Source organism: Streptomyces sp. NPDC007917, from assembly GCF_042959105.1.
Taxonomy (GTDB): domain Bacteria; phylum Actinomycetota; class Actinomycetes; order Streptomycetales; family Streptomycetaceae; genus Streptomyces.
Map to the genome: position 1 here is coordinate 68,198 of NZ_JBIBKK010000016.1, position 20,762 is coordinate 88,959.

The 20,762-nt window shown below is 74.7% G+C and carries 17 protein-coding genes; 10 read left to right on the plus strand and 7 right to left on the minus strand.

Annotated features, from left to right (window positions below; translation table 11 throughout):
- The first annotated feature begins 229 nt into the window (after window positions 1–229).
- From ACFZDL_RS29135 to ACFZDL_RS29165, 7 genes are all read left to right on the plus strand, one after another.
- Entirely contained in the window at window positions 230–1,645 is a 1,416-nt protein-coding gene (locus ACFZDL_RS29135) for a HEAT repeat domain-containing protein (RefSeq protein ID WP_353594210.1), read from the plus strand.
- Between the two features lie 73 nt (window positions 1,646–1,718).
- Window positions 1,719–2,852 (plus strand): glycosyltransferase family 1 protein, encoded by a 1,134-nt coding sequence (locus tag ACFZDL_RS29140; RefSeq protein ID WP_353594212.1) that lies wholly within the window; start codon window positions 1,719–1,721, stop codon window positions 2,850–2,852.
- Entirely contained in the window at window positions 2,849–4,156 is a 1,308-nt protein-coding gene (locus ACFZDL_RS29145; RefSeq protein ID WP_353594213.1) for a glycosyltransferase, read from the plus strand. Before ACFZDL_RS29140 ends, ACFZDL_RS29145 begins: the two co-directional genes overlap by 4 nt.
- A gap of 406 nt (window positions 4,157–4,562) precedes the next feature.
- Window positions 4,563–5,501, plus strand: a complete 939-nt coding sequence (locus tag ACFZDL_RS29150) for a GDSL-type esterase/lipase family protein (RefSeq protein ID WP_391192885.1) — start codon at window positions 4,563–4,565, stop codon at window positions 5,499–5,501.
- Window positions 5,498–9,112, plus strand: coding sequence for a hydantoinase B/oxoprolinase family protein (locus tag ACFZDL_RS29155; protein ID WP_353594215.1), 3,615 nt, complete (start codon window positions 5,498–5,500; stop codon window positions 9,110–9,112). The genes ACFZDL_RS29150 and ACFZDL_RS29155 overlap by 4 nt, the downstream gene beginning before the upstream one ends.
- Window positions 9,113–9,169: 57 nt before the next feature.
- On the plus strand, window positions 9,170–10,006 hold the full coding sequence (locus ACFZDL_RS29160) for an ankyrin repeat domain-containing protein (RefSeq protein WP_353594216.1): 837 nt from the start codon (window positions 9,170–9,172) through the stop codon (window positions 10,004–10,006).
- A gap of 171 nt (window positions 10,007–10,177) precedes the next feature.
- Entirely contained in the window at window positions 10,178–10,507 is a 330-nt protein-coding gene (locus tag ACFZDL_RS29165; protein WP_353594217.1) for a WhiB family transcriptional regulator, read from the plus strand.
- Here the strand turns inward: ACFZDL_RS29165 and ACFZDL_RS29170 are convergent.
- Window positions 10,423–11,457 (minus strand): iron-containing redox enzyme family protein, encoded by a 1,035-nt coding sequence (locus ACFZDL_RS29170; protein ID WP_391192887.1) that lies wholly within the window; start codon window positions 11,455–11,457, stop codon window positions 10,423–10,425. The two genes, ACFZDL_RS29165 and ACFZDL_RS29170, sit on opposite strands and share 85 nt — an antisense overlap.
- A gap of 20 nt (window positions 11,458–11,477) precedes the next feature.
- Window positions 11,478–13,103, minus strand: a complete 1,626-nt coding sequence (locus ACFZDL_RS29175) for an FAD-dependent oxidoreductase (RefSeq protein WP_353594218.1) — start codon at window positions 13,101–13,103, stop codon at window positions 11,478–11,480.
- A 127-nt stretch (window positions 13,104–13,230) separates the two neighbouring features.
- Between ACFZDL_RS29175 and ACFZDL_RS29180 the strand changes: the two genes are divergently transcribed.
- Together ACFZDL_RS29180 and ACFZDL_RS29185 are read left to right on the plus strand one after the other, a co-directional pair.
- Entirely contained in the window at window positions 13,231–13,896 is a 666-nt protein-coding gene (locus tag ACFZDL_RS29180) for a HemK2/MTQ2 family protein methyltransferase (protein ID WP_353594219.1), read from the plus strand.
- Window positions 13,868–14,113 carry a CDGSH iron-sulfur domain-containing protein gene (locus ACFZDL_RS29185; RefSeq protein WP_391192842.1) on the plus strand — a complete coding sequence of 82 codons (246 nt, stop codon included), beginning with the start codon at window positions 13,868–13,870 and terminating at the stop codon, window positions 14,111–14,113. Before ACFZDL_RS29180 ends, ACFZDL_RS29185 begins: the two co-directional genes overlap by 29 nt.
- Before the next feature lie 43 nt (window positions 14,114–14,156).
- Here the strand turns inward: ACFZDL_RS29185 and ACFZDL_RS29190 are convergent, their stop codons facing one another.
- Together ACFZDL_RS29190 and ACFZDL_RS29195 are read right to left on the minus strand one after the other, a co-directional pair.
- Window positions 14,157–15,110 (minus strand): alpha-lytic protease prodomain-containing protein, encoded by a 954-nt coding sequence (locus tag ACFZDL_RS29190; protein ID WP_391192844.1) that lies wholly within the window; start codon window positions 15,108–15,110, stop codon window positions 14,157–14,159.
- A gap of 220 nt (window positions 15,111–15,330) precedes the next feature.
- On the minus strand, window positions 15,331–15,837 hold the full coding sequence (locus ACFZDL_RS29195) for a DUF664 domain-containing protein (RefSeq protein ID WP_353594221.1): 507 nt from the start codon (window positions 15,835–15,837) through the stop codon (window positions 15,331–15,333).
- 253 nt (window positions 15,838–16,090) lie between these two features.
- Here ACFZDL_RS29195 and ACFZDL_RS29200 point away from each other — a divergent pair, with 253 nt between their 5' ends.
- Window positions 16,091–17,497, plus strand: coding sequence for a S1 family peptidase (locus tag ACFZDL_RS29200; RefSeq protein WP_353594280.1), 1,407 nt, complete (start codon window positions 16,091–16,093; stop codon window positions 17,495–17,497).
- A 174-nt stretch (window positions 17,498–17,671) separates the two neighbouring features.
- On the opposite strand, the gene ACFZDL_RS29205 is transcribed toward ACFZDL_RS29200, so the two are convergent.
- Genes ACFZDL_RS29205 through ACFZDL_RS29215 form a run of 3 tightly spaced genes read right to left on the minus strand, consistent with a single transcriptional unit; the run spans window position 17,672 to window position 20,573 of the window.
- Complete coding sequence (locus tag ACFZDL_RS29205) at window positions 17,672–17,959, minus strand: DUF1876 domain-containing protein (RefSeq protein ID WP_353594222.1); 288 nt, start codon at window positions 17,957–17,959, stop codon at window positions 17,672–17,674.
- Window positions 17,960–17,981: 22 nt separating this feature from the next.
- Window positions 17,982–19,379, minus strand: coding sequence for a nicotinate phosphoribosyltransferase (locus ACFZDL_RS29210; RefSeq protein ID WP_353594223.1), 1,398 nt, complete (start codon window positions 19,377–19,379; stop codon window positions 17,982–17,984).
- 45 nt (window positions 19,380–19,424) lie between these two features.
- Window positions 19,425–20,573, minus strand: a complete 1,149-nt coding sequence (locus ACFZDL_RS29215; RefSeq protein ID WP_353594224.1) for an acyltransferase family protein — start codon at window positions 20,571–20,573, stop codon at window positions 19,425–19,427.
- Between the last annotated feature and the right edge of the window lie 189 nt (window positions 20,574–20,762).

Sequence of the window (20,762 nt, forward strand, 5' to 3'; positions counted from 1 at the left end):
TTGGCAATACCCGATACGGTGGTGCTTTTGGCATATGCCAGTGGCCGTCCTGGCCAAGTCGGCACGGTTACCCGGAGCGAACTGTTCCGGGTAGGCTGCGGCGCTCGGGATCTCATGGTCCAAGGCGTTGATCCACGTTCATCGCGCATATCACGCCCGGACACCGGCAAGAATGCCGGACGACGGAAATCCCGTTGCCAGCGAACCCCCCGCACCGGATGCTGACCTCATGTTCGATCCAGACATAGCGCCCAGCGGCACCCTGCTCGGCCTCCTCCAGAGAGGCCGCGGCGACGGGACCCTGCACGCCCTCGCGGCGCCGCGGGCCGAGGCGCTCGCGGCACTGCACCACTGTGTGCTGCGCGACCCCCGGCGCGACTGGCAGGTCGAGAACCGCTCCTTGTACTACGCCCGACTCTGCCTCGACCTCGACGCCGGGCTCGACGAGATCGAACAGCACCTCTTCGACCCCGACGACCTCATCGACACCGCCGAGGAGCGCACCGGCCTCGCCCTCGCCGTCCTCGGCCACCTCGCCTCGTACGGCCGCGAGGACGCCCTCCGTCTGCTCCGCCGCTACGCCGCGACCGGCGGCAACTGGCAGTGGGCGCTGGACGAGCTGGCCCTGCGCGACGAGGACACCGAGTTGCGCGCCCTCGCCCCCGCCGTCCTCGCCAGATACCCCGAGACCTCCGAAGGGGACGCCGAACTCGCCGCCGCCGTGCGCGGCGCCTATGAACCCCGGCCGTGGCGGCTGTGGGCCGACGACCCCCGGCACGGGACCCGGGTGCGCGCCGCCCAGGAACAGGGCTCCTTCGACCGCTGGCAGCGCCAGCTGCGCCCCATGGGCCCGCGCCCCGGCTGGAGCGTCCATGACGTGCTCCTGTGGGCCCAGCAGGAGGACGACCTGAGGCCCGGCGCCCGCCGCCCCGAGGCCGCGGCCCGCTGCCTGGCCGCCGTCGCCGGCCCCGAGGACCGGCCCGAACTCCTCGCCGCCGCCGAAGCCGCGCCCGACGCGGCCCGCGCCGCGGCGCTGCGGCACCTCGCCGAGACCGGCGACCCCGAGGTGCTCGACCTGATCGAAGCCGCCGCCACCGACCCCTCCGCCTCCGAGCTGGTCTCCCAGTCAGCCCTCGCCGCCTTCGAGCGGATGCGCAGCATCGTCGCCCTCGACCGGGCCCGGCTCTGGGCCCAGCGCCCCGACGCCCTCGGCGCCGCGGCCGCCGCCATGCTCGCCTCCCGGGGCGGCCAGTACGACGCGCCCCTCGTACTCTCCGCCCTGCGCTCCACGGTCCGGACCGAAGGCCCCGACGCCCAGGCGCTGTGGACCCTCGTCGACGGCGCGGGGAGGCTGAGGATCGCCTGCGCGGCCCCCGTGCTGCGCCATGTCTACCGCGAGACCGCCTCCTCCCACCTCCGCGGCCGCGCGGCGCGCGCCCTGGCCGCCACCGACCCGTCCTTCGGTGCGGGCTTCGCGGTCGAATGCCTCTGGGACTGCGAGGAGAGCACCCGCGAACTGGCCGCCCGGCACGCCACCACCGCGGACGCCCGCGTCGTCGATCAGCTCCGCAGACTCGCCGCCGACCCGGCGGAGGAGGCGGAGGTCCAGACGGCGGTCCGCAGCCGCATCGGCCCCGAGGACTAACGCTCATGGGACGTTCCACGTCCCGAAAGCTTCACGATGCCGGGGCCACCCTTCGTACGCCGACAACACGGGTATGCGTGTCGCCATCGTCACCGAATCCTTCCCGCCCGACGTCAACGGCGTCGCTCACTGCGCCCTGCAGACCGCCCGGCATCTGCACCGCCGCGGCCACCATCCGCTCGTCATCGCGCCCGCCGTACCGCACGACGGCCCGGCGGACCCCGACGCCTCCCGCCCCTACCCCGTCCTGCGCATCGCGTCCCTGCCCCTCCCCGGCTACCCGCAGGTGCGCGTCGCCCTCCCCAGCCGACGGCTCGCCGCCGCCCTGACCGCCCACCGCGCCGACGTCGTCCACCTCGCCAGCCCCTTCGTCCTCGGCGCCCGCGGCATGACCGCCGCGCTGCGGCTGCGCATCCCCGCCGTCGCCGTCTACCAGACCGACCTGGGCGGCTACGCCCGTACGTACTTCGGCGCGGGCGAGAACGCCGCCTGGCGCCGGATACGCGCCGTGCACACCGCGGCCGACCGCACCCTCGCGCCGTCCACCGCGGCCGCCCGCGACCTCGACGAGCACGGTGTGCCGCGGGTGCGGCTGTGGGCGCGCGGCGTCGACACCGAACGCTTCACCCCCGAGCGCCGCGACACCGAGCTGCGCCGCGCCCTCGCCCCCGGCGGCGAGCTGATCGTCGGCTATGTCGGCCGGCTCGCGCCCGAGAAGAACGTCGAGCTCCTGGCCCCCGTCTGCGCGCTCCCCGGCGTCCGGGTGGTCATCGTCGGCGACGGCCCCAGCGAGCCAGGGCTGCGCGCCGCGCTGCCCGGCGCCCGCTTCCTGGGGCGCCGCACCGGCAACGACCTCGCCCGGATCTTCGCCTCCCTGGACGTCTTCGCGCACACCGGCCCGCAGGAGACCTTCTGCCAGACGGTGCAGGAGGCCCAGGCCGGCGGCGTAGCCGTGATCGCCCCCGCGGCCGGCGGCCCGCTCGACCTGGTCGACCACGGCCGCACCGGCCTGCTGGTGCCGCCCCATGACGGGACCGCGATCGCCGACGCCGTCTCCCTCCTCGCGGCCGACCCGCGGCGGCGCTCGGCGCTCGGCCGCGCGGGGCGCGAAGCGGTCCAGGGCCGCACCTGGGAGGCGGTCGGCGACCAGCTGATCGAGCACTACACCGAGGTGCTCGGGGCCCGTACGGCGGTGGCCGCCGCATGAGCGCGCCCCAGCGGCGCGCGGGCGCCTCCGACCACACCCCCGACGACATACGCGCCCCCCTGCGGATCGTCAGGCTCGCCAACTTCGTCACCCCCTCCTCGGGCGGGCTGCGCACCGCGCTGCGCGAGCTCGGCGCCGGCTACCGTGCGGCCGGGCACGAACCGGTCCTGGTCGTGCCCGGCGCACACGCCTCGGACGAGCTCACCCCCCAAGGGAGGGTGATCACCGTCCCGGGGCCCCAGGTGCCCGGCACCGGCGGCTACCGCGTGCTGACCGACCGCCGACGCCTGGCCCGGCTGCTGGACGGGCTCGCGCCCGACCGGCTCGAGGTGTCCGACCGGACCACCCTGAGGTGGACGGGGGAGTGGGCCCGCCGGGCCCGTGTGCCCTCCGTGATGGTCTCCCACGAGAGCGCCGACGGCGTGCTGCGCACCTGGGGCGTCCCCGAGGCCGCCGCCCGACGCGCCGCCGACGGGCTGAACCGGCGCACCGCCCGGGCGTATTCGCGCATCGTCTGCACCACGGAGTGGGCGGCGCGCGAGTTTGTACGGATCGGCGCGCGCAATGTCGTACGCGCCCCCCTGGGCGTCGACCTGGACCACTTCCGCCCGGCCCACCGCGACCCGGCGCTGCGCGACCGGCACCGGGACGGGGCCGCGGTGCTCCTGGTGATGTGCTCGCGCCTGTCGCCCGAGAAGCGGCCCGGCCGCGCGCTCGACGCGCTCGCCGAGCTGGGCCGGCGGGGCGTCGGCGCGGCGCTCGTGGTCGCGGGCGACGGCCCGCTGCGGCCCCGCCTCGAGGCCCGCGCCCGCGAGGAGGGGCTCAGGGCCGCGTTCCTGGGCCATGTCGCCGACCGGGGCGCGCTCGCCGCGCTCCAGGCCAGTGCGGACGTCGTGCTCGCCCCGGGGCCGGCGGAGACCTTCGGGCTGGCCGCGCTCGAGGCGCTGGCGTGCGGTACGCCCGTCGTCGTGAGCGAGCTGTCCGCCCTCCCGGCCATTGTCGGCCACGCGGGTGCGACGGCGGCCGACCACGGCGCCGCGTTCGCGGACGCCGTCGAACACGTTCTCGCCCGCCCCGAGCCCACCCGCCGCGCGACGGCCCGCGCCCGCGCCGAGCGCTACAGCTGGCCCAAGGCGGTGGCCGCGTTCCTCGCGGCCCATGACGCGCCGCCTGTGTGCGGTGGGTCGCTCGTCGGCGGTGATGCCTCCGGCGGTGACGGCCGTACCGGTGACGCCGCTTCCCCGGGGCAGGGGGCGCACGCGGACGGTCTGCCGGTCGGCCCGGGCGACGGGGCCGCGCGATGAGCGCGGGGCGCATCGGCGCCGCCCGGCTTTCGGCCGTCCGCGGGACAGCCTCTGTCCGGGCGGTCTTCTCGGGGCCGCCACGCGGGCCACGGTGCCCCCGGCGACCGCTGGGGGCACCCTCGGCCGCCGCCGACCGCCCCGCGTCTCACGCGGCCGCATCGGCGGTGTCGCGCCGCGCGGGACGGCGGCGGTGACCGCGGTACGGGGCCCCGGCGCTCCGGTACCGGGGCGCTGTCCACGGCCGTCGGTTGCGGCCGCCTCGGCCGTCGTCGCGGAGTCCGATGCCGCGCCCGACGGCACGCTGTGCGCCCCGCCCGCCCAGCGGCCGCGGCCCCCGGTCCTGCCCGCCGACCGCTCAGCCCATGTGCTGCGCTTCGCCGCGCTCGGCGATTCGCTGACCGAGGGGATGGGTGACCCCGCGCCCGGCGGGGGGTGGCGCGGCTGGGCCGTGCACCTGGCGGGCGGGCTCGCGCCCCGGGCGGGGGCCGTGGAGCTCGTCAACGTCTCCCGGAGCGGCGCGCTCTCCACCGACGTCATGGACGGGCAGCTGGCCGCGGCCCGTGCCGCCCGGCCGCATCTCGCCTCGGTCGTGGCCGGCGCGAACGACACCCTCCGGGCCGCCTTCGACATCCGGCGGGTCGCCGAGGCGCTCGACACGGTCATCGGCACGCTGCGCGCCGAGGGGGCCGTGGTGCTCACCGCGTGTCTCCCCGACCCCGGCCGGATGCTGGGGCTGCCGGCGCCCCTCGCCCGGCCCCTGGCCCGCCGGATGCGCGCCGTGAACACCGTCGTGCACACGCTGTCCCGGCGGTACGAGGCCGTGCACATACACCTCGCGGAGCACGCCTGGGTCGCCGAGCGGGCGGCGTGGAGCGTGGACCGGCTGCATCCGAGCGAGCTCGGACACCGGTTGCTGGCGCGGGAGTTCCACGCGGCCCTCACCGCACGCGGGCTGGCCACCGGCCCCCCGCCCGCCGAAGCGCTCGACGGCCCGCCGCCCTCGCTTCTCTCCGGCGCCTGGTGGATGGCGACACGCGGCACCCGCTGGGTCGCCGACCGCTGCACCGACCTGCTGCCCGACCTGCTCAAGCTGGCGGCGATCGAGTGCCGCCACGCCGTACAGGGCACCGGCCACCAGCTCGACGCCCGGGACCTCCGGGAGACCCGCGCCGCCCTCGCGGCGATCGTCCGCGACCGGACGGCCCACGGGGCCCACCAGACCGGCCACGTCGACCAGCCCCGCCACGCCGACCGGGCCGGCCACGCCGACCGGGCCGGCCACGCCGACCGGGCCGTCCACGCCGACCGGGCCGTTTGGACAAATGGGGCGACAATGGCGGGGTGACGACAGGACGCTGGGAGTTCTGGATCGACCGTGGCGGGACCTTCACGGACATCGTGGGCAAGCGCCCCGACGGCCGTCTGGTGGCCCGTAAGCTGCTCTCGCACCACCCCGAGCGATACCGGGACGCGGCCGTCGCCGGTATCCGGCTGACGCTCGGCCTTGCCCCCGACGAGCCCGTCCCGGCCGACCGGATCGCCGTCGTCAAGATGGGCACCACCGTCGCCACCAACGCCCTGCTGGAGCGCACGGGCGAGCCGACCGTCCTGGTCGTCACCGAAGGCTTCCGGGACGCCCTGCGCATCGCGTATCAGAACCGCCCGCGCCTGTTCGACCGCCGCATCCTGCTGCCCGAGGCGCTGTACGACCGGGTCGTCGAGGTGCGCGAGCGGGTGGACGCCCACGGGGGCGTGGTCCGCGAGCCGGACCTGGACGCCACCGCGCACGCGCTGCGCGCCGCGTACCGGGACGGCTTCCGCAGCGCCGCCGTCGTGCTGCTGCACGGCTACCGCCACCCCGCGCACGAGCAGGCCGTCGGGGCGGTGGCCCGCGGGCTGGGTTTCACCCAGGTCAGCTGCTCACATGAGGTGAGCCCGCTGATGAAACTGGTGCCCCGCGGCGATACAACCGTCGTCGACGCGTATCTCTCCCCGATCCTGCGCCGCTATGTCGAGGACGTGGCGGCCGAGCTGCGCGGCATCCGGCTGATGTTCATGCAGTCCAACGGAGGCTTGCGCGAGGCCTCGCACTTCCGGGGCAAGGACGCGGTGCTGTCCGGGCCCGCGGGCGGGGTGGTCGGCATGGTGCGCGCCTCCGGCGAGGCGGGCCACGACCGGGTCATCGGCTTCGACATGGGCGGCACCTCGACCGATGTGTCCCACTACGCGGGCGAGTTCGAGCGCGTCTTCGGCACCGAGGTGGCGGGGGTGCGGATGCGCGCCCCGATGATGAACATCCACACCGTCGCGGCGGGCGGCGGCTCGGTGCTCCACTTCGACGGGCGGCGCTACCGCGTGGGGCCCGACTCCGCCGGGGCCGTCCCCGGCCCGGCCTGCTACCGGCGCGGCGGCCCGCTGACCGTGACCGACGCGAACGTGATGCTGGGCCGTGTCCAGCCCGGCCACTTCCCGGCGGTCTTCGGCCCCGAAGGCGACCAGCCCCTGGATGCCGACACGGTGCGCGCCCGCTTCGCCGCGCTCGCCGGCCGGATCGCGGAGGCGACGGGCGACCGGCGCGGGCCGGAGGAGGTGGCGGCCGGTTTCCTGGACATCGCGGTGCTCAATATGGCCAACGCGGTCAAGAAGATCTCCGTGCAGCGCGGCCACGACATCACCCGCTACGCGCTCACCAGCTTCGGCGGCGCGGGCGGCCAGCACGCGTGCGCGGTCGCCGACGCCCTCGGTGTGGGCACCGTGATCGTGCCGCCGCTCGCGGGTGTGCTCTCCGCGTACGGCATCGGCGTGGCCGACGCCACCGCCATGCGCGAACAGGCCGTCGAGACGGAGCTCGGCGAGACCGGCCTGGCGCGGGTGCGCGAGACCTGCGCGCGACTGGAGAAGCGGACGCGCGCCGAGCTGCGCGCGGACGGCGTCCCCGAGGAGACCGTGACCACCTCGGCCCGGGTCCATCTGCGGTACGCGGGCACCGACTCCACCATCTCCGTCCCCCTGGACACCGCCGAGGCGATGGCCGGGGAGTTCGTACGGGCCCATCGCGCGCGCTACGCCTTCACCATGGACAAGCCGCTCGTCGCCGAGGCGGTGTCGGTCGAGGCCGTCGGCGCGGCCGGTCCCACGGCCCCCGCGGGCGGATACGCGGACGGGCGGCCGGCGCGCGTGGGCGGGGCGCGCCCGGCCGCGACGGTGCGGATGTTCACCGAGGGCGCGTGGCGGGACACCCTGCTGTACGAGCGCGCCGAGCTGCGCCCCGGGGACGCCGTCACCGGTCCGGCGGTCATCGCCGAGGCGGACGCCACCACTGTCGTCGACCCCGGATGGCGGGCGGCCGTCGGCGAGCTCGGCCATCTGCTGCTCACCCGGGTGCGGCCGCGGCCGCGCACCGTGGCGGTGGGCACCGAGGTGGACCCGGTGATGCTGGAGGTGTTCAACAGCCTCTTCATGGCGATCGCCGAGCAGATGGGCCTGCGCCTGGAGAACACCGCCCACTCCGTGAACATCAAGGAGCGGCTGGACTTCTCCTGCGCCCTCTTCGACGCCGGGGGAAATCTGATCGCCAACGCCCCGCACATCCCCGTGCACCTCGGGTCCATGGGCGAGTCCATCAAGGAGGTGCTGCGGCGCAACGGGGACGCGATGCGGCCTGGTGATGTGTACGCCATCAACGACCCGTACCACGGCGGCACCCACCTGCCGGACGTCACCGTCGTCACCCCGGTCTTCGACGAGAAGGGGGCGGAGCTGCTGTTCCTCGTCGCCTCGCGCGGCCACCACGCCGAGATCGGCGGCGTCACCCCCGGCTCGATGCCCGCCTTCAGCCGCCGGATCGAGGAGGAGGGCGTGCTGTTCGACAACTGGCTGCTGGTGCGGGACGGCCGGCTGCGCGAGCGCGAGACCCGCGAACTGCTGACCTCCGGGCCGTATCCCTCGCGCGCCCCCGACGCCAACCTCGCCGATCTGCGGGCCCAGATCGCCGCCAACGAGAAGGGCATCCATGAACTGCGCCGGATGATCGGGCAGTTCGGTCTGGACGTCGTGCACGCCTACATGGGACACGTGCAGGACAACGCCGAGGAGTCCGTGCGCCGCATCGTCGGGCGTCTGAAGGACGGCTCGTACCGCTACGAGACGGACAGCGGCGCGGTCATCGAGGTGGCCCTGCGGGTGGACCGCGCGGCGCGCGGGGCCGTGCTGGACTTCACCGGCACCTCACCGCAGCAGCCGGGCAACGCCAACGCGCCGAGCTCGGTGGTGATGGCGGCGGTGCTCTACGTCTTCCGGACGCTGGTGGCCGAGGACATCCCGCTCAACAGCGGCTGCCTCAAGCCCCTGGAAGTCCGCATCCCCGAGGGTTCGATGCTCGCGCCCGCCCACCCGGCCGCGACGGTCGCGGGCAACGTGGAGACCTCACAGGCCGTCACCGGCGCGCTGTACGCGGCGCTGGGCGTGCAGGCCGAGGGCTCCGGCACGATGAACAACGTGACGTTCGGCAACGACCGTGTGCAGTACTACGAGACCGTCGCCAGCGGCTCGGGCGCCGGGGACGGCTTCGACGGCACGGACGCCGTGCAGACCCATATGACCAACTCCCGGCTGACGGACCCCGAGGTCCTGGAGTGGCGCTACCCGGTGCGCGTGGACGCCTTTGAAGTGCGGCGCGGCAGCGGCGGCCGTGGCCGCTGGCGCGGCGGCCACGGCGTCACCCGGCGCATCCGCTTCCTGGAGCCGATGACCGTGGCGCTGCTGACCGGCCATCGGCGGGTGCCTCCGTACGGCATGGCGGGCGGCGAACCGGGCGCGTGCGGCGCGAACCTGATCGAGCGCGCCGACGGCTCGGTGGACCGGCTCGGCGGCTGCGACGCGGCCGAGGTCGGGGCGGGGGACGTGCTCGTCGTCCACACTCCGGGAGGCGGCGGCTACGGGCCGCCGCCCGACTGAAGCGCCGGCCGGTGCTTCTTCGGCGGGGTTGTCGGTGGCGGATGTCAGATGAGGCGCATGCACGGGAACAACATCGGCGACTGGGCCGACCCGCAGGACATCCGGGCCGCCCTCGCGGCCGGCGCCGACCCCGACCGCGACCCGAGCGGCCAGACGACACCGCTGCACCTCGCCGCCGACGTGGGCAGCGCGGAGTCGCTCGCCGAACTGCTCGCCGTCGTCAAGGACGTGGACCGGCCGGACTGGGCGGACCGCACACCCCTGTGGTACGCGGTGCGCAGCTGGGACCGGGAGAAGGCGTCGGCGCTCATCGCGGCCGGTGCCGACCCGTGGCGTCGCAGCGCCGACGGGCGCAGCCCCGGCCGGATCGCCTGGCCGACACCGCTCGCCGACCTGGTGGCGGGCCTCCCCGGGGCCGTGGAGCCGACGCCGGAGGAGAGGGCCGCGCAGGAGGCGGCCGATGCGCTGATCGCCTCCTTCGACCCGCAGAGCGACGACGGGCACGGGGGGCTGTGCGTGGCCTTCGTGGCGGGCCGGGACGCGGCGGATGTGCTCGACGCGGGCATCGAACTCCTCGACGGGGGCGTGCTGCGGGCCCTGTCGCGCGGCACGGTGGCCGTCTCGGTCTTCGACCACCCGAACGCGTTCATCTACCCCGAGGTGTTCCGGGACGGCGAGGTGTGCCCGGGGGACGAGGTGATGCGCGACCCGGTGGAGGGCGCCCCCGAGGAGGCGTGGCTCCACCGCTTCGGCGACGGGCATCCGTCCGGCTGGATGGCCAGGGCGCTGGCGATGGCCTCCGCGCTCACGGGCATCAGGCTGGACGGCGGGGCCGCGTGGTTCGAGGAGCCGTGCGATCTGGTCTTCCGGATACCCGGGCGACCGCAGCGCTGACGCCCCGTCATGGCCGTGCCGGCCGCCGGGCTCAGACGCGCCGCCCCCACGGCCGTTTGCCGCCCCGGCGCCGGGGGACTCGCCACCGGTCAGCCCCGCCGAGCCCGCCGGCTGCCGGCTGCCGGCCCGGGAGCGGGACCCCGTACGGCGATCAGTAGCTGAGGAGTGGTCATGGAGTGGTGGCGGTACGCCGCGTGTGTGGACGAGGACCCGGAGGTGTTCTTCCCCGTCGGCGTGTCCGGTCCGGCGGCCCAGGAGCAGCAGGCGCGGGCCAAGGAGGTCTGCGGCCGCTGCCCGGTGAGTGACGAGTGCCTGGAGTACGCGCTGAACGTGGGGGTGACCCACGGCGTATGGGGCGGCACGGGGGAGGAGGAGCGCCGGGCGCTGCGCCGCCGGGCCCGGCGCCCGGCGCGCCCTCAGGCGTCCAGCGGGAGCCGCAGCGACGAGCGGTCGGCGTCCCATGCCGTGAGCAAGCGGTCCGACCAGCGCGCCTCCAGGTAGTTGGTGACCTGGACGCCGAAGGCGACGGCCGCGGCCTGGTCCGGCTCGCGGGCGAGGAAGTCGCCGATCACGCAGCGGCGCATCAACTGCTCGTGCACCGCGTCGGCTTCGATGTGCTCGGTGAAGAAGCGGACACACCGGGGCTCGGCGCCCAGTCGCTCCAGGGCCCGGGCCAGCCGCTGTGAGCCGGGCGACGAGGTGATCTCGAGGACGGCGAAATGGCCGGCCATGGCGCCGCGCAGCGAGCGGTGCAGGCCCAGCAGCGACATCAGGTTCACGGTGGCGAGTGTCGCGGCGGGCGCGTGGTCCACATAGCGGCCGTAGGCCGGGTCCAGCCCGGCGCCGGCCATGAGCTCGGCGAAGAGGCGGGCGTGCACCCTCTCGCCGTGGCCCGCCCCGAACTCGTCGAACTCCACCGCCACCAGCGATGCCTTGGCCTGTCCCACCAGCCGGGGGATCAACCAGGCCTGCGGATCGGCCTCCTTGAGCTGGTAGAGCGAGCGGTGTACCAGGTACTCCCGCATCCGCTCCCAGGTGCCGTGGCTCTGCAGGCGGTGGGTGACCCCCGCGCCCCGGGCCGGCTCGACCAGCAGCGCGTCGAGTTCACCGGCCACGTCCGCACCGCCCGGCACCGCCTCGCGCAGCGCGGCGAGGAACCGGCCCTCCAGCGCCTCGCGCAGCCGCAGCAGATCCGGCTGCCACTCCCAGTCCTCGGCGACCCCCGCGAAGCCGCGGTAGTGCAGCTCGTAGCAGAGGTACAGCGAGAGCTGGAGGTCCTCGCCGAGCGGATCGGCGGCACGGGCCCACTGGGGCGCGAGCGCCGAAGGCGCCGGGGGTGGCGCCTGGGTCAGCGCGCCGCGGACGGCGGCGGAGATCGGGCCGCGCGGCCGGGGCAGCGGCGGCCCCGCCGGGGGCGTGCCCTCGGGTGTGCCGGGGGGCCCGCCCGTCACGGTGCCGTGAGCGCCGACGGTCACGGCTGATCACCCCCGGCCGCGCCGGAGCCACCGGAACCGGGGCCACCGGAACCGGAGGCATCGGAGCTGCCGGGGTCGGGCACGTCGTCGTGGCGCGCCAGCGGACGCACCGCGGGACCTTGGAGCACGCTTCCGTCCGGCGCGAACCGTGACCCGTGGCACGGGCACTCCCAGGCCCGCTCGGCGTCGTTGAACCGCACCAGACAGCCCAGGTGGGTGCAGCGCGCGGCCAGCGTGTGCAGCACGCCCCGCTCGTCGCGGTGGACGGCGCGCTGCCGGCCGCCGACGCGGACGACCGCGCCGCCCCCCGGAGCGATGTCCCGGACCGCCTCGGCGCCCGCGGCCGACAGCCGGTCGCCGACGAAGTGGCGGGCGGTGTGCGCCTGAAGCCTGAGCAGCGCCGGGGTCTCGTGCAGCGGGCTGATCCGCCACGGGTCGTACAGGCCGGTCCACGGCGGTGGCGAACCTGTGATCCGCCCCGCCAGCAGGCGGCCCGCGCACACCCCGCCGCTCAGGCCCCAACCGGCGAAGCCGGTCGCCACATAGGCGTGCCGGGAGGCCGGGTGCAGCCGCCCCACGAACGGCACGTGGTCGGTGGTCCAGTTGTCCTGCGCCGCCCATCGGAAAGCGGGCTCGACACCGGGGAAGCGCCGCCGGGTCCAGGAGACCAGCCGCTCGTAGCGCCCGCGGACACTGCCCGCGCCGGGGGTGAACTTCTCCCCGGTGACGATGAGCAGCCGTTGCCCCTGGCCGTAGGGCGCGGTACGGACCGAGCGGGTGTCGTCCTCTGGCGTCAGGTACATGCCCATAGGGTCGTGGTCGGCAGGGAGCACGCCCGCGACGACCAACTCGCGCATCGGCTTCAGCCGGGCGAACAGCAGCGAGCGGTCGAAGATCGGGTAGTGCGTGGCGACCACGACGTCCCGGGCGCGGAGCGACGCCCCGCGATCCGTGGTCAGCCGGCACGGATCGCCCTCCTTGAGGGCCACGACCCGCGAGTTCTCGAAGACGAGGGCACCGCGCGCGGCCAGGTCCTCGGCGAGGGCCAGCAGGTACTTCCGGGGGTGGAACTGTGCCTGGCCCCTCACCTTGACCGCGCCCGCCACGGGGAACGGCAGACCCGTCTCGGTCACGAACGAGGCATCGAGACCCGCCCCCTCGGCGGCCTCGGCCTCGGTGCGTACCGCCCGCAGGGTCTCCTCGGACTCGGCGTAGGTGTACGCCGGGACGTTCTCCAGGTCGCAGTCGACGCCCAGGTCGGCGGCGACCTCGACGACCCGGTCCACCGCGTCGGTCTGGGACGTCGCGTACAGCCGTGCCGCCTCCTCGCCGCGCGCGGAGCGCACGCTCTGGTGGACCAGCCCCTGCAGGGCCGAGAGCTTGGCGGTCGTGTGGCCGCTCACCCCGGCGGCCAGCCGGCCGGCCTCCACCAGCGCGACATGGCGCCCGGCGCGGGTCAGCTCCCACGCCGTACAGATGCCCGCCATTCCTCCGCCGACGACGGCGACGTCGACGTCCGGAACGGCCGGCCCGGGTCCGGGCTCCAGGGTGGGGTACTCGGGTCCGGGCGCCGACTCCATCCAGTACGAGGAGGGCGCGAACCCGGTGGGAAGACTCGTCATGGGCAACTCCTCTCCCGTCGGCGAGTGCCCCGGGCCGTCCGCTTCGATCGCCCTCTGGGGACGCTTTTGGAACGTTCCGGCAGGCGCGCCGCCGTTTGAAGGGCCCGGTCCGAAGGTACTCGGGCGTATGCGGTTGATCAGAGCGCCCGGAGTGTACGCGCCGCAGGACGACACCACGCTGCTGGCCGGGGCGGCGTGCCGCGAGCCCGGGGCGGCGGGCGGGCGCGTCCTGGACGTGGGGACCGGGACCGGCGCCCTGGCGCTGGTCGCCGCTCGCTGCCGGGCCGCCGAGGTCGACGCCGTCGACATCTCGCCGGGCGCGGTGGCGACGGCCTGGCTGAACGTCCGGATGCGCCGCGCGCCGGTGCGTGTGCGCCTGGGCGGCCTGCCGGACCCGGTCGGCGGACGTCGCTACGACCTGATCCTGGCCAATCCCCCGTACGTCCCCGCGCCCCCCTCCAGGTTGCCACGGCGTGTCCGCGGCCGCTCCTGGGACGCGGGGCCCGACGGCCGGGCGGTGCTCGACGACCTGTGCGCGCGGGCGCCGTCCCTGCTGCGGCCCGGGGGCGTGCTGCTGCTCGTGCAGTCCGCGCTCAGCGGAGTCGGACCCACGCTGGAACAGCTGCGGGCACAGGGGCTGCGGGCGGAGGTGACCATCCGGCGGGTGGTCCCGTTCGGGCCCGTACTGCGGGGGCGCAGCGCATGGCTGGTCTCCCGGCGGCTGATCGCCCCGGGGGAGGAGAAGGAAGAGCTGGTGGTGATCCGTGCCGTCCGTACCGCCGACACCGCATGAGACATTCGAGCCGCCCGCCGGCCGGGCCACGGCACGGCGTGTGATCGTCGACCCGCAGGGCCCGCTGCTCGTCGAGGGGCCGGTGGAGGTCGTCCTGGAGGACGGCACCACGGCGCGCTCCGACCGGGTGGTGGTGGCCGTGTGCACCTGTCGCCGCAGCGGCCGCTATCCGTGGTGCGACACCAGCCACCGCCGCCGCGCCGCCGCGCGGCGGTGACCGGCCGCCGGGGCGGCGGCCGGTCGGTGGCGGTGGGCCGGGCTCAGGGCAGCGTCGCCCCGTGGTTGGCGAGCGCCTCGACCACCGGCTGGTAGTACGTGACGCCGCCGGTCTGGCAGTTGCCGGAGCCGCCGGAGGTCAGGCCGATGGCGGTGTTGCCGGAGAAGAGCGGCCCGCCGCTGTCCCCGGGCTCGGCGCACACATTGGTCCTGATCATCTGGTAGACGACGTTGCCGTTGCCGTAGTTGACCGTGTAGTTGAGCCCGGTGACGGTGCCGCCGCGCAGGCCCGTGGTGCTCCCGCTGCGCTGGACGAGCATGCCCACGAAGGCGTTGCCGGCACCGGTGATGGCGCGGTAGGTGCCGTTGTAGAGGTACACGTTGCTGGGGTGGACCAACAGCGGGTTCGTGTACGAGACGTAGCCGTAGTCGTTGACGGGGAAGCTGGAGTAGGCCGTCGGGCCGATGGGCACGCCGAGCCCGGCGGACCAGTTCGGGTAGCCGTTGGTGCAGTGGCCGGCGGTCAGGATGTAGTACGAGGCGCCGATGTGCACGTTGAAACCGGCGGAGCAGCGGAAGCCGTTGGACGAGTAGATCGGCTCTCCGCCGGAGAGCAGCTGGGTGATCCTGCCCCGGGTGCGCTGGATGTGCAGGGCGCCGCTGCTCGCGCCCGCCGCCTTCTTGAGCGTGGCGAGCTCGGAGGCCGAGACGGTGCTGTCGACGTCGACGCGGACGGAGCCGCTGTCCTCGTCGACGGCCCACGCGGTGCCGCCGACGTCCGCGGCGAGCATCGCCTCGCTCGCCGCCCTGAGCTCCGAGGCGCTGTAGGTCTGCCCGGGGGCCGCGAGGGCGGCCCCCGGCGCGGTCAGCGCGAACACGGCGGCCAGCCCGGCTATGAGGGCCGCCGCCCGCAGGCGTGTCGCCGTGCGCAGGCGTGTCGCCGCGCGGGCGGGGCGGCTCGCCGGGCCGCTTCTGTGGAGCGGGTGCTCGATCCTCACGACGGTCCTCCTGATGCCGGGGGAGAGGAGGCCCGCGCCACGGCCGGTGTCCCGTGGTGGCGCGGGCTCAGTGGGTGAATCCCTGCAGGCAACAGTGGTGTCGGCGTTCGCCCGGTACAAGGGTGGTTGGGCGGTGCCCAGGGGTCGTGAGGAGTGGCCCGATCACGGTGATCACGCCCGCGCCCCGGCGTGCGCGCCCCCCCGCGGCACGCCCGTCGCGCTAACGCCGCCGCAGCACGCCGCGGATGAAGGACGCCTGCCCGGCGTGGAGCAGATCGTCGGAGATGACGCTCACCAGCCGGACGCCCAGCGTCACCGGCGGGGTCCATGCCTCATCGACGACGGCGTCCAGATCGGCGTCGCGCAGCCCCCGGACGAAGCCGACCGTGCGCTCGTGGACGGCGTCGTGGTACCCGAGGAGCAGCTTCGGGGGCACCCGGACGGCGGCCACGTCCTTGGACCGGTGCCCGTAGCCCGTCGCCGCCGCCGAGAAGGGCAGCTCGAACCGCTCGTACCAGCCCTGCTCGGTCCAGACCTGTTCGGCCTCCGCGACCTCGGAGACATGGTCGTCCTGAACCCGTGTCAGGTGCCACACCAACCAGGCGACGGAGTTGGCCTTGTCATCGAGGCGCGTGGCCAGCTGCTCCACCGTCAGCCCCTTCACCGCCTCGTGAACCGTCTCCTGAACGCGGCCGAAGGCGTCGGCCAGGACATCTGCGCTGTTCATTCTCACGATCGTAGGCCGCCTGTCCGCCAGGCGCGGGAGCGACAGGCGCGCCGGCGCGGGCGAGGCCGAGCGGGAGGGCCCTCCTTCAGCGGTCGCGGGGTGTCCTTCACGCCGGATTCCGTCATCTCCGGGGTCAGTTGACGCCGTGGGTGAGCGGAACGGCTCCGCGGTGCGTATGGAAGGGAGGCCATGCCGTCCAGGCCCCGGCGGCCGGGGCGGCGCCGTGCTGGAACGACGTGAAGGAGGCAGGGTGGTGGGACACACGCGGCGCAGGGCGCACCGTGTCGCGCGCCTCGTGGCCATCGGGGCCGTGGTGTGCGGCGGCGTGATGGTCTCTCAGGCCGCGGCGGACGGATCGCCCGCCCAAAGGTCCGGCGGCGATCCCACCCGGATCCTGGGGACGAGAGACACCCGCGACGCCGAGCTGGCCGGGGACCTGGTGGACAAGCTCGGCACCTCCCGTACGGCGGGCAGCTGGATCGGCTCCGACGGCCGGGCGGTGGTCGCGGTGACCGACGCGGAGGCGGCGGACCAGGTCAACCGGGCGGGGGCGCGGGCCAAGCAGGTGCGCTACAGCATGCGGCAGCTGCGCTCCGCGACCGAGACGCTGCGGGAGGCGCCCCGGGTGGCCGGGACCGCGTGGGCGGTGGACGCCATGTCCAACGAGGTGGTGGTGCTCGGCGACAGCACGGTCTCCGCCGACCAGTGGTCACGGATGAAGGGCGTGGCCGCGGGGATCGGCGGCGAGGTGCGCATGGAGCGGACCACCGGCTCCTTCACCACCCGGACCCTGGGCGCCGAGCCGATCTTCACCCAGGGCGGGCGCTGCTCGGCGGGGTTCAACGTCACCAACGGCCAGGCCGGGTTCATCCTGACCGCGGGCCACTGCGGTCCGAACGGCACCGCCTGGTTCGCGGACACCCAGGGGAACACCACCGTCGGCACGACCGTCAGAAGCGACTTCCCCGGCAGCGACTTCTCCCTGGTGCAGTACCAGAACACCTCCTTGGACCAGAGCAGCGTGCTGAACGTCGGGAACGGACAGACCGTACGGATCACCGGCGCCGCCGACCCGGTCGTCGGCCAGAAGGTGTTCCGCAGCGGCAGCACCTCGGGACTGCGCTCCGGCTCGGTGACCGCGCTGAACGCGACGGTGAACTACCCCGAGGGCACGGTCAGCGGGCTGATCCAGACCGATGTGTGCGCCGAGCCGGGCGACAGCGGGGGCCCGCTCTTCGCCCAGAACGTGGCGCTCGGAGTGACCTCCGGCGGCACCGGCGACTGCACCAGCGGAGGCGTGACCTTCTTCCAGCCGGTGACCAAGGCGCTGACCGCCCTCGGCGTCACCCTCCCGAACGCCCCCGCCAGCGACGGCGACGCGGCGGGCACGGCGCCCACCACCCCGGACGACGGCTCGGGCACGGCCGCCCAGGGCGCGGCGGGCGGCGCGGGCGGTACGGGGGGCCAGGGCAGCCAGGCGGGCCCGATCATCCCGGGCACCGAGGGCGACACCTCGACGCTCGCCGGGGTCGTCGCGTACGCACAGAGCCTCGGCCCCGGGCTGGCGCTCATCGGCGCGGGACTCCTCGGGTTCCTCGCCACCCTGCTCATCCGGCCGGGCCGTCGCGGGTACAGGGGCTACTCGACGCGGTGGGGGTGAGGTCTTCCCCGTGAGGTCTTCCCCGATCCGCGCCCTGGTGCCGGGGTGCCCCGGCCCGTGGGCCGCCGGGCAGGGCGCGGGGAGGGGCCGCCCGCCCCCGTGACGGTGCGGTGCGGAGCGCCACCCGGCGCGGGCGCACCGCTCCCGGGGCCCACCGCTCCAGGGGCCCACCGCTCACAGGGCCCACCCCGGCGCCGGACGGATCCGCGGCCGGTGCGAGGCGATCTCGCCCTCGATGTCGCGCTCCGCGGCGATCAGCAGCTGTTCGCCCAGGTCGTGCATGGCCCGCCCGGCCGCGAGCTCGTCGCCGATCTCCGGCACATCGCGGTCGTCGGGGCTGCAGCGGGCGACGCCCCGGCCGGTGAACGAGGTTTCCTCCGTGTCGAGCACCACGCGCGCCTTGGTCGTTCCCTGGTCCTCGTAGAGGTAGAGGTGGACCTTCCACTCCACTGTCTGCGGCATGGCCGACTCCTCACCTGATGTCTCACCTGATGGTGGTCCGGCGTGATCCGGACGCGGCTTGTTCGCGGCTCCCCGGCCGGGCGGTGGCGCCGAGCTCGCGGTCGATGCGGCCGCGCACCTCCTCGGTGAGCGCGGCCAGACGCTCGGAGACGACGGGCCGCTGGGCGGCGGGGGCGCGGATGCGGCGGGCCGGGTGCGGAAGGTCCGCCAGGTCGGCGAGGAACCGCTGGTGGCTCTCCGCGACGGTGGCGCGTTCGCGGGTGCGCTCGCCGCCGCGCATCACCGTCTCCAGCACCGGCCCGCCGTACGGGGCGGGGTCCTCGTCGGCGAGGCCGATCACGTCGGGCTGCCCGGCGCGGCGGAAGACCTGCTTGGGGCCGGGGGCCGTGACCTTCGCCGAGGAGAGCTTCATCACCGGCCGCCCGTCGTACGCGACCAGCTTGTAGGCCGAGTCCAGATACGGGGCGTCGGCGGAGACCCCGACGCGGGTGCCGACCGCGTAGATGTCGATGGGCGCCGCGGAGCGCACCAGATCCTCCACGGCGTACTCGTCCAGACCGCCGCTGACCACGATCCGCACCTCCTGGAGACCGGCGGCGTCCAGGATGCCGCGCGCCCGCCGGGACAGCAGGCCGAGGTCCCCGCTGTCGAGCCGGATGGCCGAGCCGGGGACCCGGGCGCCCCCGTCCAGGTCGCGCAGCACACGTGCGGCCGTGTGGACCCCCGATTCGGTGTCGTAGGTGTCCACCAGCAGCGTCATCGGTCCGGGGTGGGTCCGGGCGAAGGCCCGGAAGGCCGCCTCCTCCGAGTCGAAGGCCTCCACGAACGAGTGGGCCATCGTGCCCACGGCGGGCATCCCCTCGGCGCGGGCGGCCGCCACATTGCTCGTCGCGGTGAATCCCACCACCCCGCCGAGCCGCGCCGCGTGGTAACCGGCCTCGGGCCCATGGGTGCGGCGCAGCGAGAAGTCCACGACGGGGTGCCCCGCCGCCGCCAGGACACACCGGGCGGCCTTGGAGGCGACCGTCGTCTGATGGTTGAGCCGGTTGAGCAGATACGTCTCGATCAGCTGGGCCTCCGGCAGCGGCGCGGTGACCTCCAGCAGGGGCTCACCGGCCAGCACGACCCGGCCCTCGGGCACCGCCCGCACCTGGCCGGTGAACGCGAGGCCGAGCAGCGGACGCAGTTCGTCGACCGGCCGCCCGAGCACCACGGCGAAGTCCTCGACGTCCTCGGGGCCGACGCGGAAGCCGGAGAGGAAGTCCAGCGCGGACTCCAGGCCCGCGTCGACCAGGAAACCGCGGTCGGGTGGCAGATCCCGGACGAAGAGACTGAAGGTGGCGGGGCCGGTCATCCCCTCGCGCAGATAGGACATCGCCATCGTGACCTCGTAGAGGTCGGTGGTGGTTGCCTCGGACATCGTCGGCACCTCCTCAGTGCCCGCTTCATGCCGATATCACCCACTCTAATAAGTGTCTTGCGTTGTTTTGATGTGTTGTGTCTTGTTCGCGGTGTTCTTGGTGGCATCCGGGGCGGTGGCCTTGGTCTCGCGCCGGAAGGCCCAGGTCATCCGGGGTTCGACCAGGGGACGGAAGAGGCGGCGTACGGGGGCGGTGCACAGCAGGGTGATCATGGCGATCGCGGCGGCCGTGACCGCCAGCTCGCCGACGGGGGTGTGCAGCCACGGATGGTCGTACCAGCTCCAGAACCGGGAGGACTTGATCACAAAGCCGTGCAGCAGATAGCCGTACATCGTCCCCGTGCCGAGCGCGGTGATCCACAGCTGCCGCCCGGGCACCCAGGCCAGGAAGGCGGCCGTCAGCAGCAGCGCCAGCGCGAACAGCGCGGGTGTGGTGAACACCCCGGCCCAGGCCGGCACCCCCAGGCCCGTCACGCTCCCGCGGTGGTAGAACCACCCCGCGTCGAGCCGGGGCGCCAGCGCGTACGCGGCGACCAGCGCCCCGGCGCCGACCGGCAGCGCCGCCAGCCGGACCCGGCGGGTGCGCAGCCGCGTGAAGTGCTCGGGCCGCAGCGTCAGCCCCAGGACGAAACAGGGCAGAAACGCCAGCACCCGCTGCAGGGCGAGATCGCCGCCCACATCCGGCGAGACCGAGGCGAGCACGGCCAGGGCCAGCGCGATCGGCACCGGGTGGCGCAGCGCCAGCCACAGGGGCGTGGTGAGCCGCCAGATGAACAGCGCGACCAGGAACCACATCACATACCAGGGGTCGAGCAGGCTGATCGGATAACCCGGGTCGTCCTGTGCCCAGCGGTAGAAGAGGGTGTACGCCACCTCGAAGACGAGGTACGGCACGGCGACCCCCGTCAGGAGCCGCCGCACCCGCCCGGGCCCCAGGTCGAAACCGCGCGAGAAATAGCCCGATATCAGCGCGAAGGCCGGCATGTGGAAGGCGTACACCGTGAGATACACCGCGGTGACGGCCCGGCTGCCGTAGGTGAGCGGTTCCCAGGCGTGGCCGCAGGCCACCAGCACGATGGTGAGGTACTTCGCGTTGTCGAAGTACGGGTCGCGCCTGCGGCTCCGGGCCCCGCCGCCCCGAGGCGGAGCGGCGGCCGGCGGCGTTTGCGCGCGCGTGGGGGTGTCCTGCAGCACTGGGTCTCCCGGCAACCTCTGGTCGAATGTCATTGGACCGGGGGCGCCTGCCCGGCTCGGCCGCCTCCATGACTGATCGCCGTGAGGAATGCGCCACGCGGAATTCACCACGAGGTGAGGTGCGCTGGGTGCCCCGGCGGCAATCCGCGGGTAGTCCTACGTTTCGAACCACGGTCACCGCAGGTCACT

Coding starts and splice junctions, on each gene's coding strand:
- ACFZDL_RS29135 (WP_353594210.1), top strand. CDS start 230: ATGTTCGATCCAGACATAGCGCCCAGCGGCACCCTGCTCGGCCTCCTC.
- ACFZDL_RS29140 (WP_353594212.1), top strand. CDS start 1,719: ATGCGTGTCGCCATCGTCACCGAATCCTTCCCGCCCGACGTCAACGGC.
- ACFZDL_RS29145 (WP_353594213.1), top strand. CDS start 2,849: ATGAGCGCGCCCCAGCGGCGCGCGGGCGCCTCCGACCACACCCCCGAC.
- ACFZDL_RS29150 (WP_391192885.1), top strand. CDS start 4,563: ATGGGTGACCCCGCGCCCGGCGGGGGGTGGCGCGGCTGGGCCGTGCAC.
- ACFZDL_RS29160 (WP_353594216.1), top strand. CDS start 9,170: ATGCACGGGAACAACATCGGCGACTGGGCCGACCCGCAGGACATCCGG.
- ACFZDL_RS29165 (WP_353594217.1), top strand. CDS start 10,178: ATGGAGTGGTGGCGGTACGCCGCGTGTGTGGACGAGGACCCGGAGGTG.
- ACFZDL_RS29175 (WP_353594218.1), bottom strand. CDS start 13,103: ATGACGAGTCTTCCCACCGGGTTCGCGCCCTCCTCGTACTGGATGGAG.
- ACFZDL_RS29180 (WP_353594219.1), top strand. CDS start 13,231: ATGCGGTTGATCAGAGCGCCCGGAGTGTACGCGCCGCAGGACGACACC.
- ACFZDL_RS29195 (WP_353594221.1), bottom strand. CDS start 15,837: ATGAACAGCGCAGATGTCCTGGCCGACGCCTTCGGCCGCGTTCAGGAG.
- ACFZDL_RS29205 (WP_353594222.1), bottom strand. CDS start 17,959: ATGCCGCAGACAGTGGAGTGGAAGGTCCACCTCTACCTCTACGAGGAC.
- ACFZDL_RS29210 (WP_353594223.1), bottom strand. CDS start 19,379: ATGTCCGAGGCAACCACCACCGACCTCTACGAGGTCACGATGGCGATG.